Source organism: Burkholderia sp. BE17 (genome assembly GCF_009362305.1).
In the GTDB taxonomy this organism is placed as follows: Bacteria; Pseudomonadota; Gammaproteobacteria; order Burkholderiales; family Burkholderiaceae; genus Burkholderia; species Burkholderia pyrrocinia_C.
Map to the genome: position 1 here is coordinate 159,009 of NZ_WHNU01000001.1, position 23,693 is coordinate 182,701.

Below are 23,693 nucleotides of genomic sequence, written 5' to 3' on the forward strand. Positions count from 1 at the left end.
CCGCACCGGCATCGCGGGAAAGGGAATGTGCAGGAGAGCCCGGCGCAGACAGCGCCCGGCATGACGTACCGCTCAGGCCGGCAACCAGCCGGCCCGATGCGCGAGACGTGTCGTCAGTGGTGAACTTCGCCGCGTTCGAGCGGCAGGATCAGGCGTTCGGGGATGCTGCGACGCGACGCCCGCGCACCGATGTAATACAGCACGGCCGGCACGATCAGGCCGAGGATCCACGAGATGTCGGTGCCGCCGAGCGCGTCGACGAGCGGACCCGTGTAGATGTGCGTCGACATGAACGGCAACTGCACGAGGATGCCGACCACGTAGATCGTGATCGCCATCGCGTTCCAGCGGCCGTAGCGGCCATCCGGATCGGACAACGCCGGCACGTCGTAGCGCGAGCGCGTGAAGCAGTAGTAGTCGACCAGGTTGATCGCGCTCCACGGCGTGAAGAACGCGAGCAGGAACAGGATGAACGCGGTGAATTCCTTCAGGAACGAATGGCGGCCCGCGAGCGCGATCAGCGTCGACACGCAGATCATGCCGAAGATGTACACGAGGCGGCTCTTCGACGATACCGCGCCCTTGCCGCGAAAGCCGCTGACGATCGTCGCCATCGACATGAAGCTGCCGTACGCGTTGAGCGCCGTCACCGTCACCTTGCCGAACGCGATGCTGAAGTACAGCAGCGCGGCCACGGCGCCCGTCGAGCCGAGACCGACGATATACGCGACCTCATGGTGCGCGAACTGGCTGCCGGCCAGCGCGGCCGCGAATACGCCGAACACCATCGCCGCCTGCGCGCCGATCACCGAGCCCAGGCCGACCGCGAGAAACGTCGCGACCGACGACGTCGAGCGCGGCAGGTAGCGCGAATAGTCGGCGACGTACGGGCCGAACGCGATCTGCCACGATGCCGACAGCGACATCGACAGCAGGAAGCTCGCGAGCGAGAAATGCCTGTTCGCGAGCAACGCGCCGACGTCGTGGTTCGCGAACAGCTGCGAGAACATGTAGACGAACGCGACGATGCCGACCACGCTCGCGATCCGGCCGACGAAGTGGATCGCGCGATAGCCGAACACGGTCAGCACGACGATCACGGCCGCGAACAGCAGGATGCCGGCCGCGTCGTCGACGTGCAGCAGCTGCGCGACGGCCTGCCCGGCCAGTACCGAGCCGCTTGCGGAAAAGCCGATATACATCAGGCACACGAGCACGATCGGGATCATCGCGCCGTACACACCGAACTGCACGCGGCTCGAGATCATCTGCGGCAACCCGAGCTGCGGCCCTTGCGCGCCGTGCAGCGCCATCACCGCGCCGCCGACGAGCTGGCCCAGCAGCAGCGCGACCAGCGACCAGAACACGTCGCCGCCGAGCACGACGGCGAGCGCGCCCGTGACGATGGCGGTGATCTGCATGTTCGCCGACAGCCACAGCGTGAACTGGCTCAGCAGTCCGCCGTGGCGTTCGGCATCGGGAATGAAGTCGATCGAGCGAACCTCGATCAGGCCGCCGGCTTTTCCACTGGAATTCGTTGACACGGGGGAAATCTCCAAAATACTCAGGATCGCAAATGGTTTGAAAGAGACAGGCAACGTGCGAGCCGCCCTTTCGGCTCTTCGGATGCGGGGCGCCGTGGATCGCCGGCATGCGCCACGCACGCACGGTTTGCACGCTGGCGCGCAAGCGGCACGACGTGTGCCGACATTGCCAGCGGATGATCTTGTATATACAACTTGCGAGATATCGGTGATTACCCGGAATCGGCAAATTTTGGAAATTGTCCGAATGATCGGGACGCGTCCGACCGGTTTGATTGCAAGTCGGACGTCGGAAAAATGAAAGGTCAGGCGCTCGCGGGCGGTGCCTGATCGGGCGCGGCCGTCATGTCGCCTGCCGGGAGCAGGTTCAGCATGCGCCGCGCGGCTTCGCTGCCGCGCGCGTGCAGCCATTCGTCGTAGTCGTCGCGCCGCAGGATCACGACGCCCCGCTTCTCGTCGCCGGGCCGATGCATCCGCGCGAACACCGGATGATCGTCGGCATTCACCGTGAGCATCGCCATGCCGATGCATTCGCGGCCGTCGTCGCTTTCGTAGCGCCGCCAGATGCCGGCCACACAGTACGGTTGCCAGCCGTCGACGCCGATCCGCTGCCACACGTTGCGGCCGGTTTCGTAACATGGCTCGCAGATCCACCGCGCCGGAATCAGGCAGCGCTGGCCGTTGCGCCACGCACTACCGTAGAGCCGCGACGAACCGACCGTTTCCGCGCGAGCGTTCATCGTATCGAGCTTCTTTCTTTTCGGGCCGTTCTCGTCGAGCCGCTCGGGCTGCATGAATTTCGGCCAGAAGCCGAACACGGCCGCCACGACCGCGAGGCCGTCGCCGGCGGCGCGCGCGATCGGCGCCGCGTAGTCGGGATACACGTCGGGTGCCCACGGGTCGCGGCGGTACAGATCGCCGATGCCGATCTTCAGCTCGCTGATGCCCGGGTCTTCACCGGGGGCGCGGTAGTGGGTGCACACGGTTCGGAGGACGATGGAAGCAATGTCTCCATCGTAGGTCAGCGCGCGTGCCGCGAGCGCGCTATCGCTTTGTATGACGAAACAGTTTTACGAATCGACCATGCGCCGGGATTCGGCCGGCGCATCCCGTCATGCGCGCGCGCCGCTTCAGACGAGCCGATCCGATGCGACGACCTGCACCCCCGGCCGCGCATCGATTGCGGCGTCGACCAGCGCGCGCGCAATCCGTGACGCGGGATTCACGCGCCACTTCGCCGGCAACACGGGTCGGGCGATGTTCAACGCGAACACCAGCAGCCGCTCGCCGAGCCTGAATTCGTCGCGGCTGCCGCCGATCAGGCCCGGCCGCACATAAGTGAGCGATGCGAATCCGACGCCGGCGAGCGCCTGTTCGACCTCGCCCTTGACGCGGTTGTAGAAGATGCGCGACGCCGGATCCGCGCCGAGTGCCGAATTCAGGACGTAGGCCGGCGTGCCGTGCCGGTGGGCGAGCCGCGCGACCGCGAGCGGATAGTCGTGATCGACGCGCCGGAATGCCGCCTGCGAGCCGGCGGCGCGCATCGTCGTGCCGAGCGTGCAGATCACCGCATCGGCCTGCCACCAGTCGGCCGCATCGGGCAGATGATCGAAGTCGACCTCCAGCGCGCGCATCTTCGGATGCGGCGACAACGGCCGGCGCGCGAGGACGACCACGCGATCGACACGCGCATCGGCAAGCGCGACTTCGAGGACGTGGCGCCCGACGAGTCCGGTCGCGCCGACGAGCAGCAGTTTCATGTCCGGTTCTTCCGTGTGGAGCCTGCGTTGGCGGGCCGGGAGCGGCCCGGTTTCCGGCTACCGACATGATGGGCGACCAACGTGGCGCCGACAACCTTCCCACATCTCGAAAAATTACCAGCCGAACTCATTGCATAGCTCGAATCGGCCGCGTCATGCTGCGGGCTTCGGACCGGTCCATGTGTCAAGTCTTCGCCCTTTGCCGGGCGGCCGATTCGGATCGGCTTCGGCGCAGGAACCGGCGCAGGCTCGCAGCAAACGGCACGACAACCGGAAGGCCGCCGATACGCGCGCTGCGCACCCGCGGCTCCGTTCGACGGTCACACGTCAAACATGCAATGCGTGCCCCAGCGCTCGCAATGCCGCTTCCTGCAACGCTTCGCCCAGCGTCGGATGCGCGTGGATCGTGCCGCCGATGTCCTCCAGCCGCGCGCCCATCTCCAGCGACTGCGAGAACGCCGCGGCCAGCTCCGACACGCCGCGCCCGACGGCCTGCCAGCCGACGATCAGGTGGTTGTCGCGTCGCGCGACGACGCGCACGAAGCCGTCGGTTGCCTGCAGCGTCATCGCGCGCCCGTTCGCCGCGAACGGGAACGACGCGCTCAGACAATCGACGCCGGCCGCGCGCGCGTCGTCCGGCGACCAGCCGGCCGTCACGATCTCGGGATCGGTGAAGCACACGGCCGGGATCGACGCCGGCATGAAGTTGCGGCGCCGGCCGGCGATCAGCTCGGCCACCATCTCGCCCTGCGCCATCGCGCGATGCGCGAGCATCGGTTCGCCGGCGACGTCGCCGATCGCCCACACGTTGCGCATCGACGTCCGGCATTCGTCGTCGATCCGCAGCGCACGGCCGTTGCGATCGAGCGGCAGCGCTTCGAGCCCGAAGCCGTCGACGCGCGGCCGGCGGCCGACCGCAACCAGCACACGATCGGCCGGCAGCGTCCGTTCGGCGCCATCGGCCGCCTGCACGCGCACCGCGCCGTCCTCCGCGAGCCCGAGCACCTTGTGGCCGAGCCACAGCCCGACGCCGAGCCGCGCGAGCGAATCGGCAACCGGCCTCGCGAGTTCGGCATCGTACGCGGGCAACACGCGTTCCGCCGCTTCGACGACGCTGACGTCGACACCGAGCTTGCGATAGACGATCCCGAGTTCGAGCCCGATATACCCGGCTCCGACGACGACCAGCCGCTTCGGCAACGTCGCGGGCGACAGCACCTCGGTGGACGACACGACATGCCCGCCGAACGGCATCGACGGCAGTTCGACCGGTTCGGAGCCGGTCGCGAGCAACAGGTGTTCGCATCCGATGTGCACCGTGTGGCCGCCGGCGACGACTTCGACGGTCTTGCCGTCGATCACGCGTGCGTCGCCGTGCAGCACGCGCACGCCGTTCTTCTTGAGCAGCGCGCCGACGCCGCGCGTCAGCCGGTCGACGATGCCGTCCTTCCACGCGACGCTTTGCGCGATGTCGATCTCGGGCGTGCGCACGCGGATCCCGAGCGCCCCTTCGCCGGCCTGGCCGCGGGCCTGTTCGAATGCGTCGGCCACGTGGATCAGCGCCTTCGACGGAATGCAGCCGATGTTCAGGCAGGTACCGCCGAGCCGGTCGCGCTCGACCAGCACGGTCGGAATGCCGAGCTGGCCGGCGCGGATCGCGGCGACGTAGCCGCCCGGGCCGCCGCCGATCACGAGCAGCGTGGTGTGTTCGTTTTTCATCGGCGTCACTCCACGAACAGCAGTGCCGGGCGCTCGAGCACCCCGCGCACGGCCTGGATGAATTCGGCCGCGTCCGCGCCGTCGACGACGCGATGGTCGAACGACGACGACAGGTTCATCATCTTGCGCGCGACGACCGCGCCGTCGCGGATCATCGGCCGCTCGACGATCCGGTTCACGCCGACGATGCCGACTTCGGGATGATTGATCACCGGCGTCGACATGATGCCGCCGAGCGCGCCGAGGCTCGAGATCGTGATCGTCGAGCCGCTCAACTCGTCGCGCTGCGCGCGGTTCGCGCGCACCGCGTCGGCGAGCCGCGCGATTTCTGCGGAGATCGACCATACGTCACGCGCTTCCGCATGACGCAGCACCGGCACGGTGAGACCGCCTTCCGTCTGCGTCGCGACGCCCATGTGCACCGCGCCGTAGCGCGTGACGACGCCCGCTTCGTCGTCGAAGCGCGCGTTGATCTGCGGGAAGTCGCGCAGCGCGATCACCATCGCGCGGATCAGCAGCGGCAGCGGCGTGAGCCGGCCGCGCGTATCGCCGTAGCGGCGGTTCAGGTCCGCGCGCAACGATTCGAGCTCGGTGACGTCGATTTCCTCGACATAGCTGAAGTGCGGAATGCGACGCTTCGCTTCCTGCATCTTGCGCGCGATCGCGCGCCGCAGGCCGATCACCGGCACGTCGGTTTCGTCGTTGCGTTCTTCGTAGCCGTGCGCTTGCGACGCGCGCGCCGCACCGCCGCTCGTCTTCGCGTATGCATCGAGATCCGCGTGCAGGATCCGCCCTGCTTCGCCCGTGCCGTGCACATAGCGCAACTCGATGCCCATGTCCCACGCGCGCTGACGCACGGCCGGCGACGCGAGCGGCCGTTCGCCCGGCGCGAGCGCCGCGCGCGGCTGCGCCGCAGGTTCGGCACGCTCCGCACGACGCGGCTCCGCGGGGGCGCGGTTCGCCGCACGATCCGGCGCCGCAGGGGCCGCAGGCGCTTCTGCCGGCGCGTCGGCCACGGGCGCCGACTTCGCAGCCACTGCGGCCTGAACCGGCGCCGCTTCGGCCTTCGCGTCGCGCGCTGGCGCACCCTGCTTCAGGTTGCCATCGCCTTCGACCTCGAGCCGAATCAGCTCGCTGCCGACCGCCATCATCTCGCCGATCCTGCCGCCGAGCTCGAGCACCTTGCCCGACACCGGCGACGGAATCTCGACCGCCGCCTTGTCGGTCATCACGTCGGCGAGCGGCTGGTCTTCGTTGATCGTCTGTCCGACTTCCACGTGCCAGGCCACCAGCTCGACCTCTGCGATCCCTTCGCCGATGTCCGGCATCTTGATGACATGAATCCCCATCTCACGCCTCCATCACGCGTCGCAACGCTTCACCGACCCGGGCCGGGCCCGGAAAGTACGCCCATTCCTGCGCATGCGGATACGGCGTGTCCCAGCCCGTCGTGCGCTCGATCGGCGCCTCGAGGTGGTAGAAGCAGTGTTCCTGCACCAGCGACACGAGTTCCGCGCCATAACCGCAGGTGCGTGTCGCCTCGTGCACCACGACGCAGCGCCCGGTCTTGCGCACCGACGCGACGATCGTGTCGAGGTCGAGCGGCCACAGCGTGCGCAGGTCGATCACCTCCGCGTCGATGCCCGTCTCCTCGGCCGCGGCGAGCGACACGTGTACCGTCGTGCCGTACGTCAGCACCGTCACGTCGTTGCCGGGCCGCACCACGGCGGCCGTATCGAGCGGCACCGTGTAGTAGCCCTCGGGCACCGCGCTCGCCGGGTGCTTGAGCCACGACGTGACGGGCCGTTCGTGATGGCCGTCGAACGGCCCGTTGTACAGTCGTTTCGGTTCGAGGAAGATCACCGGATCGTCGTTCTCGATCGACGCGATCAGCAGCCCTTTCGCGTCGTACGGATTCGACGGCATCACCGTGCGCAGCCCGCACACCTGCGTGAACATCGCCTCCGGGCTCTGGCTGTGCGTCTGGCCGCCGTAGATGCCGCCGCCGCACGGCATCCGGATCGTCATCGGCGCGGTGAACTGGCCGGCCGAGCGATAGCGCAGCCGCGCGCCTTCCGACACGATCTGGTCGGATGCCGGGTAGAAATAGTCGGCGAACTGGATCTCGCACACCGGGCGCAGCCCGTACGCGCCCATCCCCACCGCCACGCCGACGATCCCGCTTTCCGAGATCGGTGTATCGAACACGCGCGACTTGCCGTATTTGTTCTGCAGTCCTTCGGTGCAGCGGAACACGCCGCCGAAATAGCCGACGTCCTGCCCGAACACGACCACGTCGCCGTCGCGCCCGAGCATCACGTCCATCGCCGAGCGCAGCGCCTGGATCATCGTCATCGGCTGCGTCGCCGTGCCGGTCTCGAGTTGCGCCATGGTCACACTCCCAGTTCCTGGCGCTGACGGCGCAGATGCGCGGGCAGCTCCTTGTACACGTCATCGAACATCGAGGCCGGCGACGGAATCCGGTCGTCGGCCAGCGTCCCGTATTTCTCCGCTTCCTTCTGCGCGGCGATCACCTCGGCCTCGAGCTCGGCGGTCAGCGCGTCGTGCGCGCTGTCGGACCAGATGCCCTTGACGATCAGGTGGCGCTTGAAACGGGCGATCGGATCGCCGAGCGGGAAATGCGACCAGTCGTCGCTCGGCCGGTACTTGGTCGGGTCGTCCGACGTCGAATGCGCGCCCGCGCGGTAGGTCACCCACTCGATCAGCGTCGGGCCGAGATTGCGGCGCGCGCGTTCGGCCGCCCAGCTCGACGCCGCGTAGATCGCGAGGAAGTCGTTGCCGTCGACGCGCAGCGACGCGATCCCGCAGCCGACGCCGCGCCCCGCGAACGTCGTGCCTTCGCCGCCCGCGATCGCCTGGAACGTCGAGATCGCCCACTGGTTGTTGACGACGTTCAGCACGACCGGCGCGCGGTACACGTGCGCGAACGTGAGCGCGGTGTGGAAGTCGGCTTCGGCGGTCGCGCCGTCGCCGATCCACGCGGACGCGATCTTCGTGTCGCCCTTGATCGCCGACGCCATCCCCCAGCCGACCGCCTGGATGAACTGCGTCGCGAGATTGCCGGAAATCGAGAAAAAGCCCGCGTCGCGATCCGAGTACATCACGGGGAGCTGGCGCCCTTTCAGCGGGTCGCCTTCGTTCGACATGAGCTGGCAGATCATCCGCTCGAGCGGCACGTCGCGCGCGATCAGGATGCTCTGCTGCCGGTAGGTCGGGAAGCACATGTCGCCGTCGCGCAGCGCCATCGCGTGCGCGGTGCCGATCGCCTCTTCGCCGAGGCTCAGCATGTAGAACGAGATTTTCTTCTGGCGCTGCGCGATCATCATGCGCGCGTCGAAAATGCGGGTCTTGAGCATCGCGCGCAGCCCGGCGATCAGGCGCGCATCGTCGAGGTCCGGCGCCCACGGGCCGAGGGCTTTGCCGCTGTCGTCGAGCACGCGCACGAGGCTGCGGGCGAGATTGGCGGTGTCCGCCGGGGCAACGTCGATCGGCGGGCGGCGGACCGCGCCGGCCGGCGATAGATGCAGATAGGAAAAGTCCGTCTTGCAGCCCGGGCGCCCGGTGGGCTCCGGCACATGCAGACGCAATGGCTCTGACAGGCTCATCGTGTCGTCTCCACGCTCGATTGTGTCTCACGCTGATAGGCGCGCGCGGCCGGTTGCCGGCCTGCGCGCGGGTTGGCGCGCGGATAAGCGCGCCAACCTTGGAAATCTATGCAATGCCGCGCCGGCCGTCGATGACCAACCCGCTCGATCGCGGTGAGCATATTTGCCATGATAGGCGCGGGATGGCGGGATGGCGGGATGGCGTGCCTGTCGCGGCTGGCGGTCGCGGGTTGCCGTGTTCGTGCTAACCGGGATTGACAAGAATTCACCGATGCCTCTCCGATCTATGCAGATACCGGGATCGGGTGCGCAGGACGGCGCCGTCATTGCGCCCTGAAACTGGCGATTGCGAAGATCAGATGGAATGTCGATCGCGGGCGATGTCTGTCGATCCTGTCTCTGTATTACCCCGGGCATCGTCACGTGTCGGGTGGGCTGCGCGCGCTGATCGATACGTTCCGTATTCCGCCTCCCGGTGCCGATCGAGGTTGATTGGCCGGAGCGAGGGGGCTAACGACTCACGGCCGGTGGGTAGTGGCGGTTCGTATGCGCCATCGCGGCCGTACGACGCCGCACCCGGTCCGCATGGCGCGCCGAATCCGTTCGGTCCGTCGGTGTCGCAACCAGAGACGCGCACGTTCTATGACAACGGCGCGGGCACGCATTGCACGGCTACCGGCGGCGGGGACATCGCAGTCGTCATGCAATATCGCCTGGTGACGCGATGGGGCGGTTGGTAGCAGCAGCCCTACCCGGCGCGCTGCGCGACTTCGCGCAGCGCGGCCGCATCTCGCGGCGTTGCCTTTTACAACTGCGTGATGATCAGCCGGCCAGGCTCAATATCGATTCGCGCCTTTCGGCCCGGGACAAAACACGCATCGCTGATCAGCCACATTCCACCGATCTTCATGTACGGGTAGAACTTCTCCGGCTTGAGGTAGGTTTTCGGCGTACCCCACATTTCCTGGATCGTTACGAAACGTTCCGTCTTCGGTGGTCGTGCTTTATGATTCGCCTTAGCCATGGGCAACTCCTGCTTAGTTGGCTGTGGTTAGCGGGTCGTGAGTGTTCCTAGCACTTGCGGCCCGCGCTCGTTTACCTCGACGTTTTGATGGTTCGGATTCCTCCTTGGTTGGTGGTTCGATGGAAACGGGGAGCGACGTATGGATCAGGACGTGCGACATATCCATCCGCGCGCGCGATCATCATCGGCTGGACATTGCCTATTAGACAGTGTTCGTTGCTTGAGCGCACGTTAGCCGTTCGTTATAGGCAGACAATGAGGTCAATGCTCACGACCATTGCGAGAACTGATGGCAAACGTCGATCTGTCACAGGAAGCGATTGATCAGAACTTGACGATTCGAAACAGTTCGATTGGATCGGACAAACTGGATGAGTTCGTCTCGATATGGATACGACTTCTGCTCAATCTTTGTTGTCGTTCGGGGGCACCGGAAATTGCTTGTGGATGACGTCCGGTTTCATCAATTCGTTGCATCGACGGGTTGAATCGAATTCACGCGTCAAGCGCTCCGTGAGAATCTCGTCTTCTTGCGCGCCAGTTTCTTCAAAATGTATCGCCTCTGCACGCAGCTCTCCCAATCGGCTACCAAGTCTTACACGCCGTTCCCAATGCCCGCTTGGATCGAGTTCGAGCAACCAGTTGCGCAGCGTAAGAACCCGTCGTTTGACATCATGCGGCAGGCTCCCCAATCGCTCGCCTGCATCCGCGAACGATAGTGGTTGCGAGAGTAGCGGAATCAATACGTCTTGTTTTGCAAGGTAACGGCGGTTCTCAAACGGTGTACCGATCAACCGCGAATAGATGCGCGTGCAAGCCTTGCAGCGAAACAGGGGGCGACGCCGCCCACTAACCAACTTGCTCGAACCGTTCGTGACAATCTCGGACCCGCCGCATCGCGGGCATGGCGGCTTAGGGTCGTGGTCGGACGACAGCAGCAGGTCCAGTTGCGCGCTCAGGAACGCCGTCAGCTCCGTATCTTCTTCCGCGTGGCGATAGTGTGGTTCAACCGAATTTTGGCCCGATCGCTGAGTCATGATCTAGAACTGTTTCCATCAATTGCAAATGTTCAACTCGCCGGCACCGAATCTTCGCAGAGTGGCGCAGACTTCACGTCGACCGACTCGGTTCGAACACGATTGTCTTCGAGAATTACCCTCCGAACATTGAGCCGGAAAAAGCCGGTTGAATTGCTTGCGAACAATTCGTAATCTCTACCGGCTTGGGGGATGAACGTGCCGGCATCATGTTCGGGAATGTTTGCATGTATCCCCGTGAGCCTGTGGATCGAAATCGTTAGCGGCTGACCTGCTTTGATCACGTATTCGTCGTAGTAGCGGTAAGCATCTTCGGGAACCGGCATTCCGATTGTCGTATTGGCGAGATTCAACAGACGTGGCTTTGATACCCAAGTACCGCTATAACCGAAGCGAAGGGGACGCGCCTTGGTTTCACATGTCGAGTTGAAGAACAGTTTCGTGGTCACGCCGAAATACACACGAATGCGTGCGTCGTTGACAGGATCGTAGGCGACGCTCTGCGTGTTGTGCGATGCGCAGCCTGCGAACAGGACGCAAAGACTGATCACCGATAACGTGTTTCGAAGCATGACCGATTCCCTATACGACGATCTTAGAATTGCGAGGTGAGCTGGAATCCCACCGTGACGCGAGCGGTTGGGAAGCCGGACGGTTTGTAGACCGGTGTGCCCGCAAACAAGTCATAACCATATGACCCGAAGCGCGTACCGATACTACCCTTGACGCCGATCACTGCGCCGGCCAATTGCGTACCGACGAGCAAGACCGGTTGCGGCCCCCACACGCGGCCGTAGTCCAGCCCCGCGTAGATTGCCTGACCTGTTTGGCCGATCGGCATTTGCAGCTCGTTACGCCAGTACAGGCCACGCGCTGCCGCCAACATCGTTTCGCCGTCGAAGCCGCGCACCGTGTACCGGCTGCCGATGGTCAAGTCATCGATGTAGTACAGCGTGTTACCCGTGTACTGACCGTGAATACTCGTCACGTAGCGGAATGGCTGCTTGGCGATCGCGAACGGCACCGACAGATTCGCATCCAGCACCGCCATTCTGTAGCGGTAAGTTGGGCCGCCGCCTGCCGCGAGTATGTCGTCCCGCGCGCCGAGGCCGCCAACGCCCTGACGATAGGCCAGCGTGCCGTCGAACTGCGCCCCGTCGAAGTAGTGACGATCGGTCAGGCCGAATTCGATCATCGTGTTGTTGCGACGCTGCTGCGTGATTTCCGTGTCTTCGATGAAGCTTTCGCCGAAGCGACGCGACAGGCGGACGTACCCGCCGAACACATCGTTCTGACTGCGCAGCAGCACGCGCGCCAGTTTGAAATCCAGCGTCTTCGAATTGCCGCTCGCGACGAACGTCTGGTTTACGCCGGCAATTTGTTGATAGTAGGTGTTCGTGTACGCCGCAATCGTAGCGGTCCAGTAGCCCCACGGAATCGAATAGAAGCCATTCCAACCGTGCGACCCAAGGCGCTTGTCGCCGAATTCGAGGTCTTGACTGACGCCGACGTTAAACACGTCGCTCAGGCCCAACGGGTTATCGATGCCAATCGACAGATTGCCCTGCAGTTTGCCTGTCGCGCGCGTGCCCGAATTGTCGATCGATGCGACGACGGTCCACGGCTTGCCACGCTTCACGTCCAGCACCACATCGCTTTCGCCCGGCTGGTCAGCGGGGACGATTTGCATCGACACGTCCTGACTGGTGACGCGCTTCATTTGCTCCAGACCTTGCTCAAGGTCGCGCAGGTTCAGCACTTCGCCGTCGCCGGTCGGGAACGCGGTCTTCCAGGTGCCGTGCAATTTCTCGTCGGCGAAACGGACGTGCCGAATCACTCCCGGAATCAATGCGAGTTTCAGCGTGCCAGTCGTCAAGTCTTGTTCCGGCAGCAATACGCGCGTCGTGATGTAGCCGCGCGCCAAGATTTCCCGAGACAGCGCCTTGACGATCGTATCGACGCCTTGCTTACCGACACACTGGCCCGCGTAGTGGCCGAGCCATTCGCGCGCGAAGGCGAAGCGATCCATCGGCAGTGCGGAAGCGCCGGCCGACTTCGCGGCATCGGGCAGCGAATCCGGTACGTCGAGCGCAAAGCGGTCAATACGGAAACACGGCTGTTCGCTCGGCAACGGCGGATAGGTTTCGGCGCGCGGAACGTCCGAACGCATGGAAGGGGCGCGCACCTCCGCGTCGCGCTGTTGCGTGTCGCGTTGCTGCTGCGCTTGCCGATCTTGCTCCGCATTTGCACGCGCGGCGGCAGCGCGGTCGGCAGGCGTGGGGGCCTGCTGTGCGTGTACCCCGAACGATACCAAGGCTGTGAGCGGCAAAGCCGCCAGCCGTTTTGCCATTTTCATTATTATTCCAATTCCTGAATAATGCTATTTCGCGGAATCTATTTTCAATCGGAAGCTACGGGCAATCGATTTAGATCAAGAAGATCCGGGTTTGATTGCTCCAATATACCTTCAAACCGGCTGCCGCCTTTCTGTTTTACCACTGAGCTTTCATTTCCAACAAGAGGGACCAGCCAAACAATTATCGTTGGTTGCGACTCCCCTTTATATAAATCGATGCCATCTGGAAAAATAACCGGTGGACACGCAAACACGGCGTTTGCTGCAACACCCGGAATCAACGGCGCGCTTGGCCCAACTACATCCCCGCGAGCAAGTACCCATTCCCTTGAGCGAACATAATCACAGAAGGTAAGAAGGAAGCTTGAAATCAGCTCGGCAGAGTAAGTGTCATGAGCCGAAAATAGAAGCTCTTGCTTTACTTGCCGGTCGCCCGGCAAGTAAAGGAGGCTGTCGCTAAGTCCGATAGTCGCATAGGTCGACGTGTTTTCGAATGGAGTATTCGAAAACCGTGCAATCATCAAACTCGGCTTTCCTTCTTGTATGTTCTTGTCACGCCATCCTTGCTTGATGGGGCCGAGAAATTTCTCAAAATGATCGATTATCATCGCTTCGAGAACAGTGGATTTTCCTCCTCGAACATCGATTGATCTGGAAAATTCTTTAAGAAGAACCCTTCGAAGACCAATCTTATTCTCTCGCGAAACTCGTAAAGCTCACTCTTTGCTAGATTTTTAATTTCAAAAGAATCATCTTGATCAAGGTGTGAACTTATTGCATTCATTACGAAGCTAAAGATATAAAAAATTGGCCCACTCAAATTATCCTGTTCGTCGTGTATTGTGGATAGATCATAAAGGGCCCGTTCAAGAAGCCAGTACCGCTCCCTCTGCCAGACGCCTTGTTCGTGCAGTACGGCAACAAAGGATGTTTCATCATATTCGCGAGAATGCACCCAATTTCTTTCAATAACACTTCGCGAATCGCCATAATTGGTCGTCTGCATATTCTTCACTTAATGTTAAGTTTTCGCCCCGAGCCAGCATCTGTCTTGCTTTGATTTACCGACCCGTCCAAATTCACAACGCTCTTAAAGTTACCCTTGCCATCAAAAACTTCAAGGTGGTCCTTGTGCAATCCATCCAGATAGACGAGATCCCCCTTTTTGATGTTATCGCCGACATTGGAGGTAACCTTATAAACACTCTGACCTTGGAATTGATAGTTTGTCTTCTGTGTTGCATCCCCCAGATCCGAACCAAATCCCGGAGAGTTGAGGAACTGCTTCATGTTACCTACACCCCCTTGATTGGGGTTGTACGCACTTGTGATAACGCTGGTAACGAGGTCAGCTAAGGTTGCCCACTGGTCCGGAATGATTGCTGTAGTGAGGTCATGAAGCGTCTTCGCGACGCCCTCAGGACTAGACAATTTACCATCCGGCGTTGCGGACCCGAGGTCTGTCGTTGGGTCAACGATAGCAGCATCGTCTTTGGTTCGCTGCTCACCCGTATATCCGCCCATCCCTTTAGGAACATAGGAGGAGCCCCCAACAGTATTGCCGATCGCCGGGGCCAGTTGGTTGTTCTCAACTTCGATCTTTGAGGCACCGGCCGCCGTCGCTGCATTCTGTCCGGAGGCTGCTGCAACGGCAGTAACCAGACTCGTCACCAGATTTTCGCGCTGGTCACGTTCGCTCGCTGTCAATTGGCTTGCCGGTGCCATCAACGAACCGAGAACCGAACTCGCGGCTGCGCCCATCGCGCCCGAGCCGCAGCTCTGGCTACTCGCTGCTGCACCCGCACAGCCGACGATGGCGTGAAGCGCCGCTCGTGCCGTTTCACCAATGGCAGTACTGTCCTTGTCCAGATAGTCGGCGATCTGTTTGACGCCATTCGTGCCGAGTTCTTGCAGGTATGCCACCGTGGCACTTTGCGCAAACTGGCCGACACCACCCGTCACGTTTCCGCCCGCCGCAACGGACAGCGCGGTTAGCACCTGACGATACGTACCGTTCGGCCCCCAATCCGCATTCAGTTGGTCAGCGGTTTGCTGCGCCGCTGCGCGTTGCTCAGGCGTCAGTGATGAGTCTTTCGCCGCCTTCGTTGCGGCGTCCGCTTCGGCTGCGCGATTCGAAACGAACGTTCCGACTTCGTTAATGAACTGGCTCGTAATATCAAAGCCGGCCTGAATCTTGTCCTTGTCGAAAATCGGTGCGAGCGCGCCGCCCGTATTCGACGTATCGCGATTGACACTCGCGACCGTTTCGTCGGCCGTCTTACCTGTCAGTTCTTGTTGCTTGGCGCTATCCGTGATCGTCAGCGAACCGCCGCTAATGCCGCTACGTGTTGTGGAATTCGCATCGCCCGAAGCACCGAGTGCGACGGGGGGCTTTGCGCTCCAACCTCCCGTGCCATAGCCGGCAGAAAGCCCGACCTGCGACGCGTCATAAGATGCATGATTCTCGATATCGCTCGTCGTCAGTGTCGCCGTCGTCAGGCTATTCACGCCGTCCTGTACGGCCTTGTCGCTACTCGCGATCACGCCGCCCTTAAGGTCAGTATTGCCCTTGACGTTGACCTGATAGCCGCCGTCGCCCGCCTTGATACCTGATTGCTCGGACACTGCGGCGTAATCGCTGTGCATCTTCTGCTGACTGAAATTGGCCGATCCGCTTGACGTGCCGTAGCAGAACGGGGGCACACACACACTGATCGACACACCCGCACTCTGTTGCTTTGAATCGTACTTGCTCGTGTCTTGCAGGCTCTGGACGTTCAGATTTCCGCCTACGTCGGCCACGACTTGCTTGCCGGATGCGACGGCACCGACAAGATTCGTATCGCCACCGGAATCCAGTGTCAGCTTGTTGCCAGCCGCAACGTGTGTATTCGTATAAGTCGTGTCGCTTCCGTTGCCATTCCCTCTATTACCCGACACCCCGAGTTGGAACGACAACCCGTTTTGCTGGCCAACGCCAAGGGTCACGCCGATACCCGCACTCGACCCACTGTTTTTACTGTTCTGGCTGTCCGTGTTTTGCGCGGCTTCAAGGTTAATCTTGCCGTCTGCCTTCAGCAATGCGTCATTGCCGGCACTGATCGTGCTGCCGAGCACATCGATATTGCTGTTTGCGCCTGCGCCGGTCGCCGTAATAGATACGTTATGGCCCGCTGCAACCGTGCTGCCGACAGCCGTGTTGTGGGATGCCGTCGTACTGCTGTTGCTATGGCTTGTACCCAACGACACGCTAACGCCGATATTTCCAACGCCGCCGACGGTCGCAATCTCATCGATAGCATTCTTGGCAGCCAGTCCCGTCGTTGCAGCGGCAAGTGCGCCAAGACGAGCATCACCGTTGATGTGACGGACGTCGTTTTTCATCTGAATACCGGTTTGCACGGCGTTCACAATCGTGCCGCTCAGACCGGCGGTAATGCCAGTTTGGCTAAACGACTGCTGTTCGCTTTGCGTGCCAGTATCGTGTGCCGCGTCAATCTTCACAGCCTTGCCGTCAAGCTTCAGGTCGTTTCCAGCGTGCAACGTGCTACCGGTTACGTGCAAATCGTTGCCGGACGTAATCGAGAGGTTGCCGTTCAGTGAACCAACCATGCTGCCGACGTTCGTCACGCTCGTCGCCTGCTGCGCATCGGTAGTCTTACGAACACCGATCGAATAACCCTGCAAACCACCGTCGAGCTGGTTCAACGGATTCAGGCCCGAGAGGAAGCCGTAGTCGCGTTTCTCGTAGTAGCTCTGTGCGTTCTGCGTGTCCTGCGAAGTCTTGATGATCACGTTGCCCGTCGCGTCGAGCTTGACATCATTCGTGCCAACGACGTTACTGCCTTGAATGGTCAGGTCCTTACCCGCATGCACTTGGACCGTATCCCCGGACAGGGTACTGCCGACACCGATATTGGTTTGCGTGTTTTGCATTCCATCGGTTGTCGAACCGCTTACGAAACTGCCGCGCTTTGTCTGCACGTCGCGGAAACTGTCGTGTTCTTCCCGACCTTCGTCCATCGTGACGTTGCCGCTGGCATTGATCGTCACGCCACCCGGCGTAGCGCTGTTGGTGCCTGACGTTACCGTTGAACCGGTCAGCGTGACGTTGCCCTTCGTCGGATCGGTGGTATTGGCTGCCGCAAGCCCCGCATCGTGTCCGGCCGAGAACGTCGTACCCACCACAGTCTGGTCGTAGGTGTGATCGACTTCCTTGCGGGCACGACCGTCAACCGCGACGTTGTTCAGTTTGTGTTCGTCCGTGACGGTCGTTGCCGTCAGGTTGCCAAGCGCAACGACTGACAAATCCTTCCCGGCCGACACCGCTGCGCCCTTAAACGTCGCATCGTTGCCGCTCAATACGGTCAGGTTTCCGTCCGCGTTGATGCCGCTCGTAACGTTCGTCGTCGTGGATTCTTCCCAATGTCGCTGATCATTCAAGCGCATCGATTGATTAGTCGTGGACTGAACCGTATCGACGTTGATATCCCGGCCAGCTGTGACCAGCGCATCACCGCCAGCCGACAGATTCGCACCGTGAAGCGTGAGGTCGCGACCAGCCTGAACCGACAGGTCACCCGTTGCCGCGATCGTGCCTTGCTGGCCGATCAAGCTCGTACTGACTTTGCTTACGCCCAATGCATCGGTCGCGCCCAAGGCGTCAACCAGAGTCGTGTTGACGATATCCCGGCCGGCGCTGACGGCAACGCGATTGCCGGTGATCATCCCCGACGAATTCACAACGTCATTGCTGGCGGATACGACTGTCGTGCCGTTCGTGCTGCTGCTCGAGATCGTGCCGCCGCGATTCAGGATATCGGTCGCGGTGAGTACCGTCTTCGTACCACCCTTGATGACGCCCGTATTCGTGGTGCTGCCGATCGTATGAATTTCAACGTCATCGGCCGCGATCAACGCACCAGTCGGTTGCAGGTCGTTCGCATGGGTTTGCGACATGTAGACGACCGGGGCCAACACATGCGTCGTGCTGCCATCGGGCAGAGTCACGGTCTGGTCAACGAGCCACACGACATCGCTCGTCAGCGCATCCATTTGCGCGGCGGTCAGTGCCACGCCGGGAACCAAACCAAATATCTTCGCGTAGTTCGCGCCGTTCGTCATCAGTGCGCGATACTCGTCTTCGGCACTCGCGTAACCAGGCAGGAAAGTGCGGCCCGTCAACTGCGTAATCTGGTTGCGCACCATCTGCTGTTCATACATGCCGTCGCCCAAACGCTTCTCGATGCTCGCGGGGTTCAGGTTCAACTGGCCGAGCATGTAATCGCTCGAAATGAAATTCGTATAGCTCGTCAACCGCGGATCGGTGACGATCAAATACGGTTGCCCCGGTGCGGAATGAACCGAGTACATGCCGCTCGTCGGCAGCGTGATCGACAATGCGCCAGTTGCGCTCGCGACCGATTGCAGTACGGGGACCGTCGTCGAGCCGCTGGCCGCACCGACCTTGTTCAGAGTGCTACCCGACACGCGTTGATTGGCTGCATTGTTGCCGAGCGTGCCCCCCGTCGCGCCAGTCGACGAATTCTGCGCGGCGACGTTCTGGTTATTGACGCTCTGAGCGTCGATCGTCACCGACTGATTCGCGATAATCGTGCCGCCCGTGCCGGCGATCGCGATAGACGTATGGACAACGGTCGGTTCAACGATCGTGCCGCGATCCTGCGTGGTGTCTTCATTCCACGCGTACATCGATACGATATTGTCGGTCTGGTATTGATACAGCGTCCGACCGACGTTGTTGACGACCGTACCGCCGTAACTGCCGCTACCCACCGAGCCATTCTGCTGCGTGCTGCCAATCTGAATTGACTTGCCGGCCGTGATCGCGCTGTAGTCGTTGTTGATCGTGCCGACGTTCGCCATCGTGATGCTGCCGCCCGCGATGAGCTGTGCTTGCTGCGCCTGGCTTGTTACCTTGTCTTGCTGAGTCGTCGACGTGGTATCGCGCCAGATTTCGACACGCTGATAGCCGTTGTGACCGTCGCTGCGCGTCGTGTATTCCGTGTCCGGGACGTAGTTGACGTGCGGATCGTATGCGTCCCAATAGTTGACCGTAACCGACCCGTCTGCGTTGGTCGTCAGCGTGTTGTAGTAAATCGTCTGCTGCTTGCCGTTCACGTTCACGACCAGCACCTTGTCGGTCGCGTTCGGCCCCGACGATTCCGATACAACCTGCGCAGGGCTATAGCTTGAAGTGAGCGCCGTTTTATAGCCGTTCACCCACATCGCCTGCGAGCAGCCGCCGTTCGGGTCCGCATTCATCGTCGCGCACACGATGTATTTCTGGCGCTTGGTTTGATGCGAGGTGGTCGTCCCGGTTGTTTCGGTCGTGACCGTCGGCGCGGGGCGCGAATTGGTGAACGTGCCGGCGGCCAATTCAACATTGCCTTGTGCTTCGATCGTGGATTGATCGTTCAGCACGTTCTGCGTGCGGTTCGCGAGCAACCCGTTCGCGTCACGCTGACCATTCGCTGCGATGTTGATATCGCCGACGCTGAACAGGTTCGCGCCGCCCGTATTCGACAATTGATTCGTCGCATACAGGTTCAATTGGTTAGCGGCGGCGAAGACAGCGGCGGCACCGGTATTCGTGATCGCGTTGGCGTTCGCCGTGACGTTGGCACCGATCACGGTGCCCGTGTTGTTCAACGTCGCGCTGTTGGTCGTGACCGTATCGCCTTCGATGCGGCCTGCATTATCGATCGTGCCGCCGTTCGCGTTGACCGTCGTCGTGGCGGAATTCAAATCCGCGCCGCTCTGGTTGTCGACGTTCGCCGCATTCACTGTGAGCGCGCCGTTGGCGTCCAGCACGCCTTGGTTCGTCAGCTTGCCCGACGTCGTGAAATTCAGGTTGCCGTTCGCGTGCAGTCTGTTTGCTGCCGTCTGCGTGTAGTCGCTTCCGAGCGTGATCGAGCCGTTGCGACCTGCAACGATGGAACCGTCACCGGACAACGTACCGGTGTTAAGCGTCAAGTCTTGATCGCTACCGATCGCGCCGCCCTGATTCGACAGGGCACCGGTCTGAATCGACACGCTGCCGCCGCTGCCAGCGTCGTTACCGATCTTGCCGGACGTGTCGTCAATCGATGCGGCCGTCAACGACAGCACTCCGTTGGCTCGCACAGATCCGCTCGCATTTGAAAGGGCAGCGTTCGCACCGTTGAACGTCAGATTGTTCGCGGCCGACAGTACGCCGCCGGAATTGTTCGCGTTGCTGCCGACGTTCAACGTCAGGTCGTGGCCGGCCAGCGTCTGACCACCTTGCGCATTGGTGAGCGTTTGCGCCGTCAGCGTCACATCACCGTTACCGCCGATCGTGCCGGCACCGGCTTTGCCGGATGCGTCGGTGTTCGTGATCGATGCGCCGCCGTCGATCGTCGTCGCGCCCGTGCCGATATTTGCAATTCGCCCGTCACTATTGTCGATACTCGATCCGGACAGTTGGAGCGTTGCCGTTGCGCCGTTCGACTCGATTTGCCCGCCGTTATTGAGCACCGCGCCTTGCGCCGCAACCTTAAGGTTGCCGTTCGCTTGAATCAAGCCGGCCGAATTTGCGAGCTGGCCGTTCGACTGCACCGACAGCGACTGTGCGGCCAGCAAAGAACCGTTCGAATTGTCGACCGTGCCGCTCGAAACCGACACGTCGCCGTTGCCGCCGATCGTGCCGCCTGCCGTGTTCGTCAGTGCATTCGTTGTCGTGACGGACAGTGCATCCGTGCCAAGTGCCTTAACGGCACCGCCGTCGTTCGCCAAGCTATCGGCCGAGACCGTCAGGGCGTGATTCGACTCGATGGCACCGGTTTTGTTGTTGATCGCCCCTTGGGATTTGATCGTGACGCTATCGGCGCCGATGTAACCGGATGCGCTGTTATCGAGCGACTGAACGCCGAGCGTGGCCTGTCGCTGCGCGGACAGGGTGCCGGCTTGATTCGACACGGCGGCGGAGGTTAGTGCCAGCGCGCCATTGGTCGCAATGGACCCGCCGTTATTCGACAACGCGCCGGTCCCGATGGTCAGCGTACCGGTGCCGGCGTGCGCGATTTTCCCGTGGTCATTAATCAGCGTCGCAGGCGTCAGGCTCAGGTCGGCGCTGTTCGTCTGCACGGTGCCCGAACTATTGTCGAGCGTGCCGGATACGGCGATGTTGGTCGGGTTCGTGCCGGTCTGCGTAATCGCGCCTGAGCGGTTCACAAGGTCGGTCGCGGTCAACGACAACTGACTGCCCTGAATCGAACCTGAACTATTGTCCAGATTGGTCGCGCGAACGTTTGCCAACGCGCCGGCAGAAATGCTGCCGGCTGCGTTAGCCAGGTGCGTGCCGGCATCGACCGATGCGTTCTGACCGGCCGTCAGCGAACCGCTACCGTTGTCGATGGACTGCGCGCCGACGGTCAAATCGGTCGCGGCGCTGATCGATCCTTGGTTTGCGATGCTGCCAGCCTGAACCGTAACGGCACCATCACCACCGATCACGCCGCCTTGCGCGCCGTTGGCGGTCGTGCCCGCTGCGTTCGTCAGTTGGCCGCTCGTCGTGATGGTCAGGCCATCGCTGTTCAGGGACGTGACGCGCCCGGCGGAATTCTGAAGCGAAGCGGCGACCACCTTCATTTGGCCGGCGCTTTGGATGATGCCTTGCTGATTGTTGACCGCGCCACCTTCCACGTCGGCGGTGTTTTGCGACACCAGCGTGCCGGCCTGATTCGAAATCGCGCCGGACAATTTCACCGTCAACGGGCCTTGTGCCGACACCGTGCCGCCTTGGTTCGACATGCTGCCCGCAGTCAGCGTGGCACCGCTCTGACTGGACAGACTGCCGTGGTCGTTGACGATCACGCCCGCTGCGGTCGCGTTCAATGCGCCCTGTGCGCTCGTCGTTGCGTTCGACAGGTTGATATCGCCCGCCGTCGCGTTCACATCCAGCGTGCCGTTCGTCGCCGTCTTGCTGCCGACCAGATTGACGCCATAGCCGCGCAAGGTCGTGTTACCGCCCGCGATGTTCTGGCCAGTCGCGGTCAATTGACCCGTCGTCGTCACTTGCAGATCACCGGCTTGCGTGACTGTGCCGTTGCTGTCGACGCCCGCGCCGATTGCGCCGGTCGAATTCAGCGAACCAGCATTCACGCCAACGTTGTGCTGTGCGGCGAGCGTGCCGGTATTCGTCATGTCCGCGCCGGTATTCATCGACACGGACTGCTGGCTGTAGGTCGTGCCGTTGTTGTCGATGCCGCCGCCGGCCGACACCGCAACGTTGCCAAGCGCGCTAATCTTGCCGGACTGCACCAACCGTCCGTCGGTGGTGAGCGTCATGCCGGCCGCGTCTGCCGAAAGCGTGCCGGCATTCTGAACACCGACAGCGCTGCCCGAGCTGACCAGAAAAATGCGATTGGCGTACATACCGCCGAGCTGACCAACGTCGATCGCTACCGCCGGGGCCACGCCGTCGCCCTGAATCGGCGTCGCCGCGAGCGTGTCGTGATTAACTTGATTCGAACCCGCGATTACATTCAGATTTTTCGCATAGATGGCTGCATTTGCCTGAACGGCGCGCGCTATGATGTCAACCTGATCAATATTTGCCGCATTCAGGCCCGATCCAGATACCGTTACAAGCCCGCGATTGACATTGAAACCGGCCACGGAGCCATCTGCACCGTAATACGGAACGCCGGTTGTCAGTACGGCGCGTGAGGTATTAATAAATCCGCCGCCATCGATTTGCAATCCAGCCGGATTACTTATGATTAGTTCGGCTTTTTGTCCCGCAATCTCAACGAAACCTCGAATCGAGCTTGGGTTGTTGCTGTTGACTTGGTTGACGATGATCCGCGCGGCATCGTTCGACCCGAAATTCGGGTTGCCGTTGATCATGCCGGCTTGCTGCGTGTTAACAATCGTGGGCGAATTATTGAGTATCGCGCCGGGTTTTTGTACGTCGAATTGATTATAGGTATTTAATGAAACGCCTGCGCTCCCAGGCTTATTAATATTTACCTGGGGCAATCCATTTTGTGTCTGGATGACCGATGGCGCATGCGCACCACCACCGACAATCTGCGCATTAGCCCACATCGGCGTCGCACCGGCCACAACCAGTACCGCAAATGCCGCTTGGCGCAGCGCGAATCGTGCGAACACATGTGGGACCAGAGTTGCTGACACAGCTTCGCCTCGGCCGGCGTTGCCTGACGCACTGGCAGTTTCTTCGACGGCAATCAACATGCCCCGGACGCGACTGAATACCAGTCGGTAGTTATTTTTGTTCATGGTTCTGGTCTACTCGCAAATCGCGCCACGGCGCACTACGGATCAACGGACCATCACATTGTCACGCAGACGATGTCTCGCGCCCTCTCGATGCGAGTTAAAGAGTGTCAAATTGTGGTGTCAGCAAGACGTTTGTTAAACGAACCTGTCAACCTCAACAGGTCGAATCGCAATATCTCGAAAACATCTCGACCATCTCAATTCCCCTTTACCCTCATCGAAACGCGACAATCCGCACAATGATCGCCGGCTGGGCGTCAATCGTGGTCCTCATCCTCGTATCGTTCACGCTCGCGCGGCAATGTAGACTTTCTCGGTCACATATGACCTATCTGAGCAC

General features: G+C 61.6%; 14 protein-coding genes and 1 pseudogene. 1 reads left to right on the forward strand and 14 read right to left on the reverse strand.

What is annotated here, in order from left to right; translation table 11 throughout:
• Positions 1-113 precede the first annotated feature (113 nt).
• From GD429_RS00735 to GD429_RS00770, 7 genes are all read right to left on the reverse strand, one after another.
• Positions 114-1,544 carry a purine-cytosine permease family protein gene (locus GD429_RS00735; RefSeq protein ID WP_258282114.1) on the reverse strand — a complete coding sequence of 477 codons (1,431 nt, stop codon included), beginning with the start codon at positions 1,542-1,544 and terminating at the stop codon, positions 114-116.
• Between the two features lie 305 nt (positions 1,545-1,849).
• A complete protein-coding gene (locus tag GD429_RS00745; protein WP_321574315.1) occupies positions 1,850-2,527 on the reverse strand; it encodes an SOS response-associated peptidase family protein in 678 nt (225 codons plus the stop codon).
• A 147-nt stretch (positions 2,528-2,674) separates the two neighbouring features.
• Positions 2,675-3,304 (reverse strand): NAD(P)H-binding protein, encoded by a 630-nt coding sequence (locus GD429_RS00750; RefSeq protein ID WP_152855253.1) that lies wholly within the window; start codon positions 3,302-3,304, stop codon positions 2,675-2,677.
• 327 nt (positions 3,305-3,631) lie between these two features.
• Positions 3,632-5,023: a dihydrolipoyl dehydrogenase gene (lpdA, locus tag GD429_RS00755; RefSeq protein WP_152855254.1), complete on the reverse strand. Its 1,392-nt coding sequence runs from the start codon at positions 5,021-5,023 to the stop codon at positions 3,632-3,634.
• Between the two features lie 5 nt (positions 5,024-5,028).
• Positions 5,029-6,372 (reverse strand): dihydrolipoamide acetyltransferase family protein, encoded by a 1,344-nt coding sequence (locus GD429_RS00760; protein WP_152855255.1) that lies wholly within the window; start codon positions 6,370-6,372, stop codon positions 5,029-5,031.
• A 1-nt stretch (position 6,373) separates the two neighbouring features.
• Entirely contained in the window at positions 6,374-7,414 is a 1,041-nt protein-coding gene (locus GD429_RS00765; protein WP_152855256.1) for an alpha-ketoacid dehydrogenase subunit beta, read from the reverse strand.
• A gap of 2 nt (positions 7,415-7,416) precedes the next feature.
• A complete protein-coding gene (locus GD429_RS00770) occupies positions 7,417-8,649 on the reverse strand; it encodes a 3-methyl-2-oxobutanoate dehydrogenase (2-methylpropanoyl-transferring) subunit alpha (protein WP_152855257.1) in 1,233 nt (410 codons plus the stop codon).
• A gap of 530 nt (positions 8,650-9,179) precedes the next feature.
• Between GD429_RS00770 and GD429_RS41970 the strand changes: the two are divergent.
• Positions 9,180-9,369 (forward strand): annotated as a pseudogene (locus tag GD429_RS41970) (hypothetical protein); the annotation flags it as partial.
• 85 nt (positions 9,370-9,454) lie between these two features.
• Here GD429_RS41970 and GD429_RS00780 read toward each other — a convergent pair.
• From GD429_RS00780 to GD429_RS00810, 7 genes are all read right to left on the reverse strand, one after another.
• Entirely contained in the window at positions 9,455-9,673 is a 219-nt protein-coding gene (locus tag GD429_RS00780) for a hypothetical protein (protein ID WP_152855258.1), read from the reverse strand.
• 404 nt (positions 9,674-10,077) lie between these two features.
• The gene (locus GD429_RS00785; protein ID WP_152855259.1) at positions 10,078-10,710 is read right to left on the reverse strand and encodes a DUF746 domain-containing protein; all 633 of its coding nucleotides are present in this window, start codon (positions 10,708-10,710) and stop codon (positions 10,078-10,080) included.
• Positions 10,711-10,742: 32 nt separating this feature from the next.
• The gene (locus tag GD429_RS00790) at positions 10,743-11,282 is read right to left on the reverse strand and encodes a hypothetical protein (RefSeq protein WP_152855260.1); all 540 of its coding nucleotides are present in this window, start codon (positions 11,280-11,282) and stop codon (positions 10,743-10,745) included.
• Between the two features lie 23 nt (positions 11,283-11,305).
• Positions 11,306-13,066 (reverse strand): ShlB/FhaC/HecB family hemolysin secretion/activation protein, encoded by a 1,761-nt coding sequence (locus tag GD429_RS00795; RefSeq protein WP_152855261.1) that lies wholly within the window; start codon positions 13,064-13,066, stop codon positions 11,306-11,308.
• Positions 13,067-13,110: 44 nt separating this feature from the next.
• Positions 13,111-13,674, reverse strand: a complete 564-nt coding sequence (locus tag GD429_RS00800) for a suppressor of fused domain protein (RefSeq protein WP_152855262.1) — start codon at positions 13,672-13,674, stop codon at positions 13,111-13,113.
• A complete protein-coding gene (locus GD429_RS00805) occupies positions 13,671-14,072 on the reverse strand; it encodes an Imm41 family immunity protein (protein WP_152855263.1) in 402 nt (133 codons plus the stop codon). Before GD429_RS00805 ends, GD429_RS00800 begins: the two co-directional genes overlap by 4 nt.
• Before the next feature lie 5 nt (positions 14,073-14,077).
• Complete coding sequence (locus GD429_RS00810; protein WP_227791512.1) at positions 14,078-23,353, reverse strand: hemagglutinin repeat-containing protein; 9,276 nt, start codon at positions 23,351-23,353, stop codon at positions 14,078-14,080.
• Between the last annotated feature and the right edge of the window lie 340 nt (positions 23,354-23,693).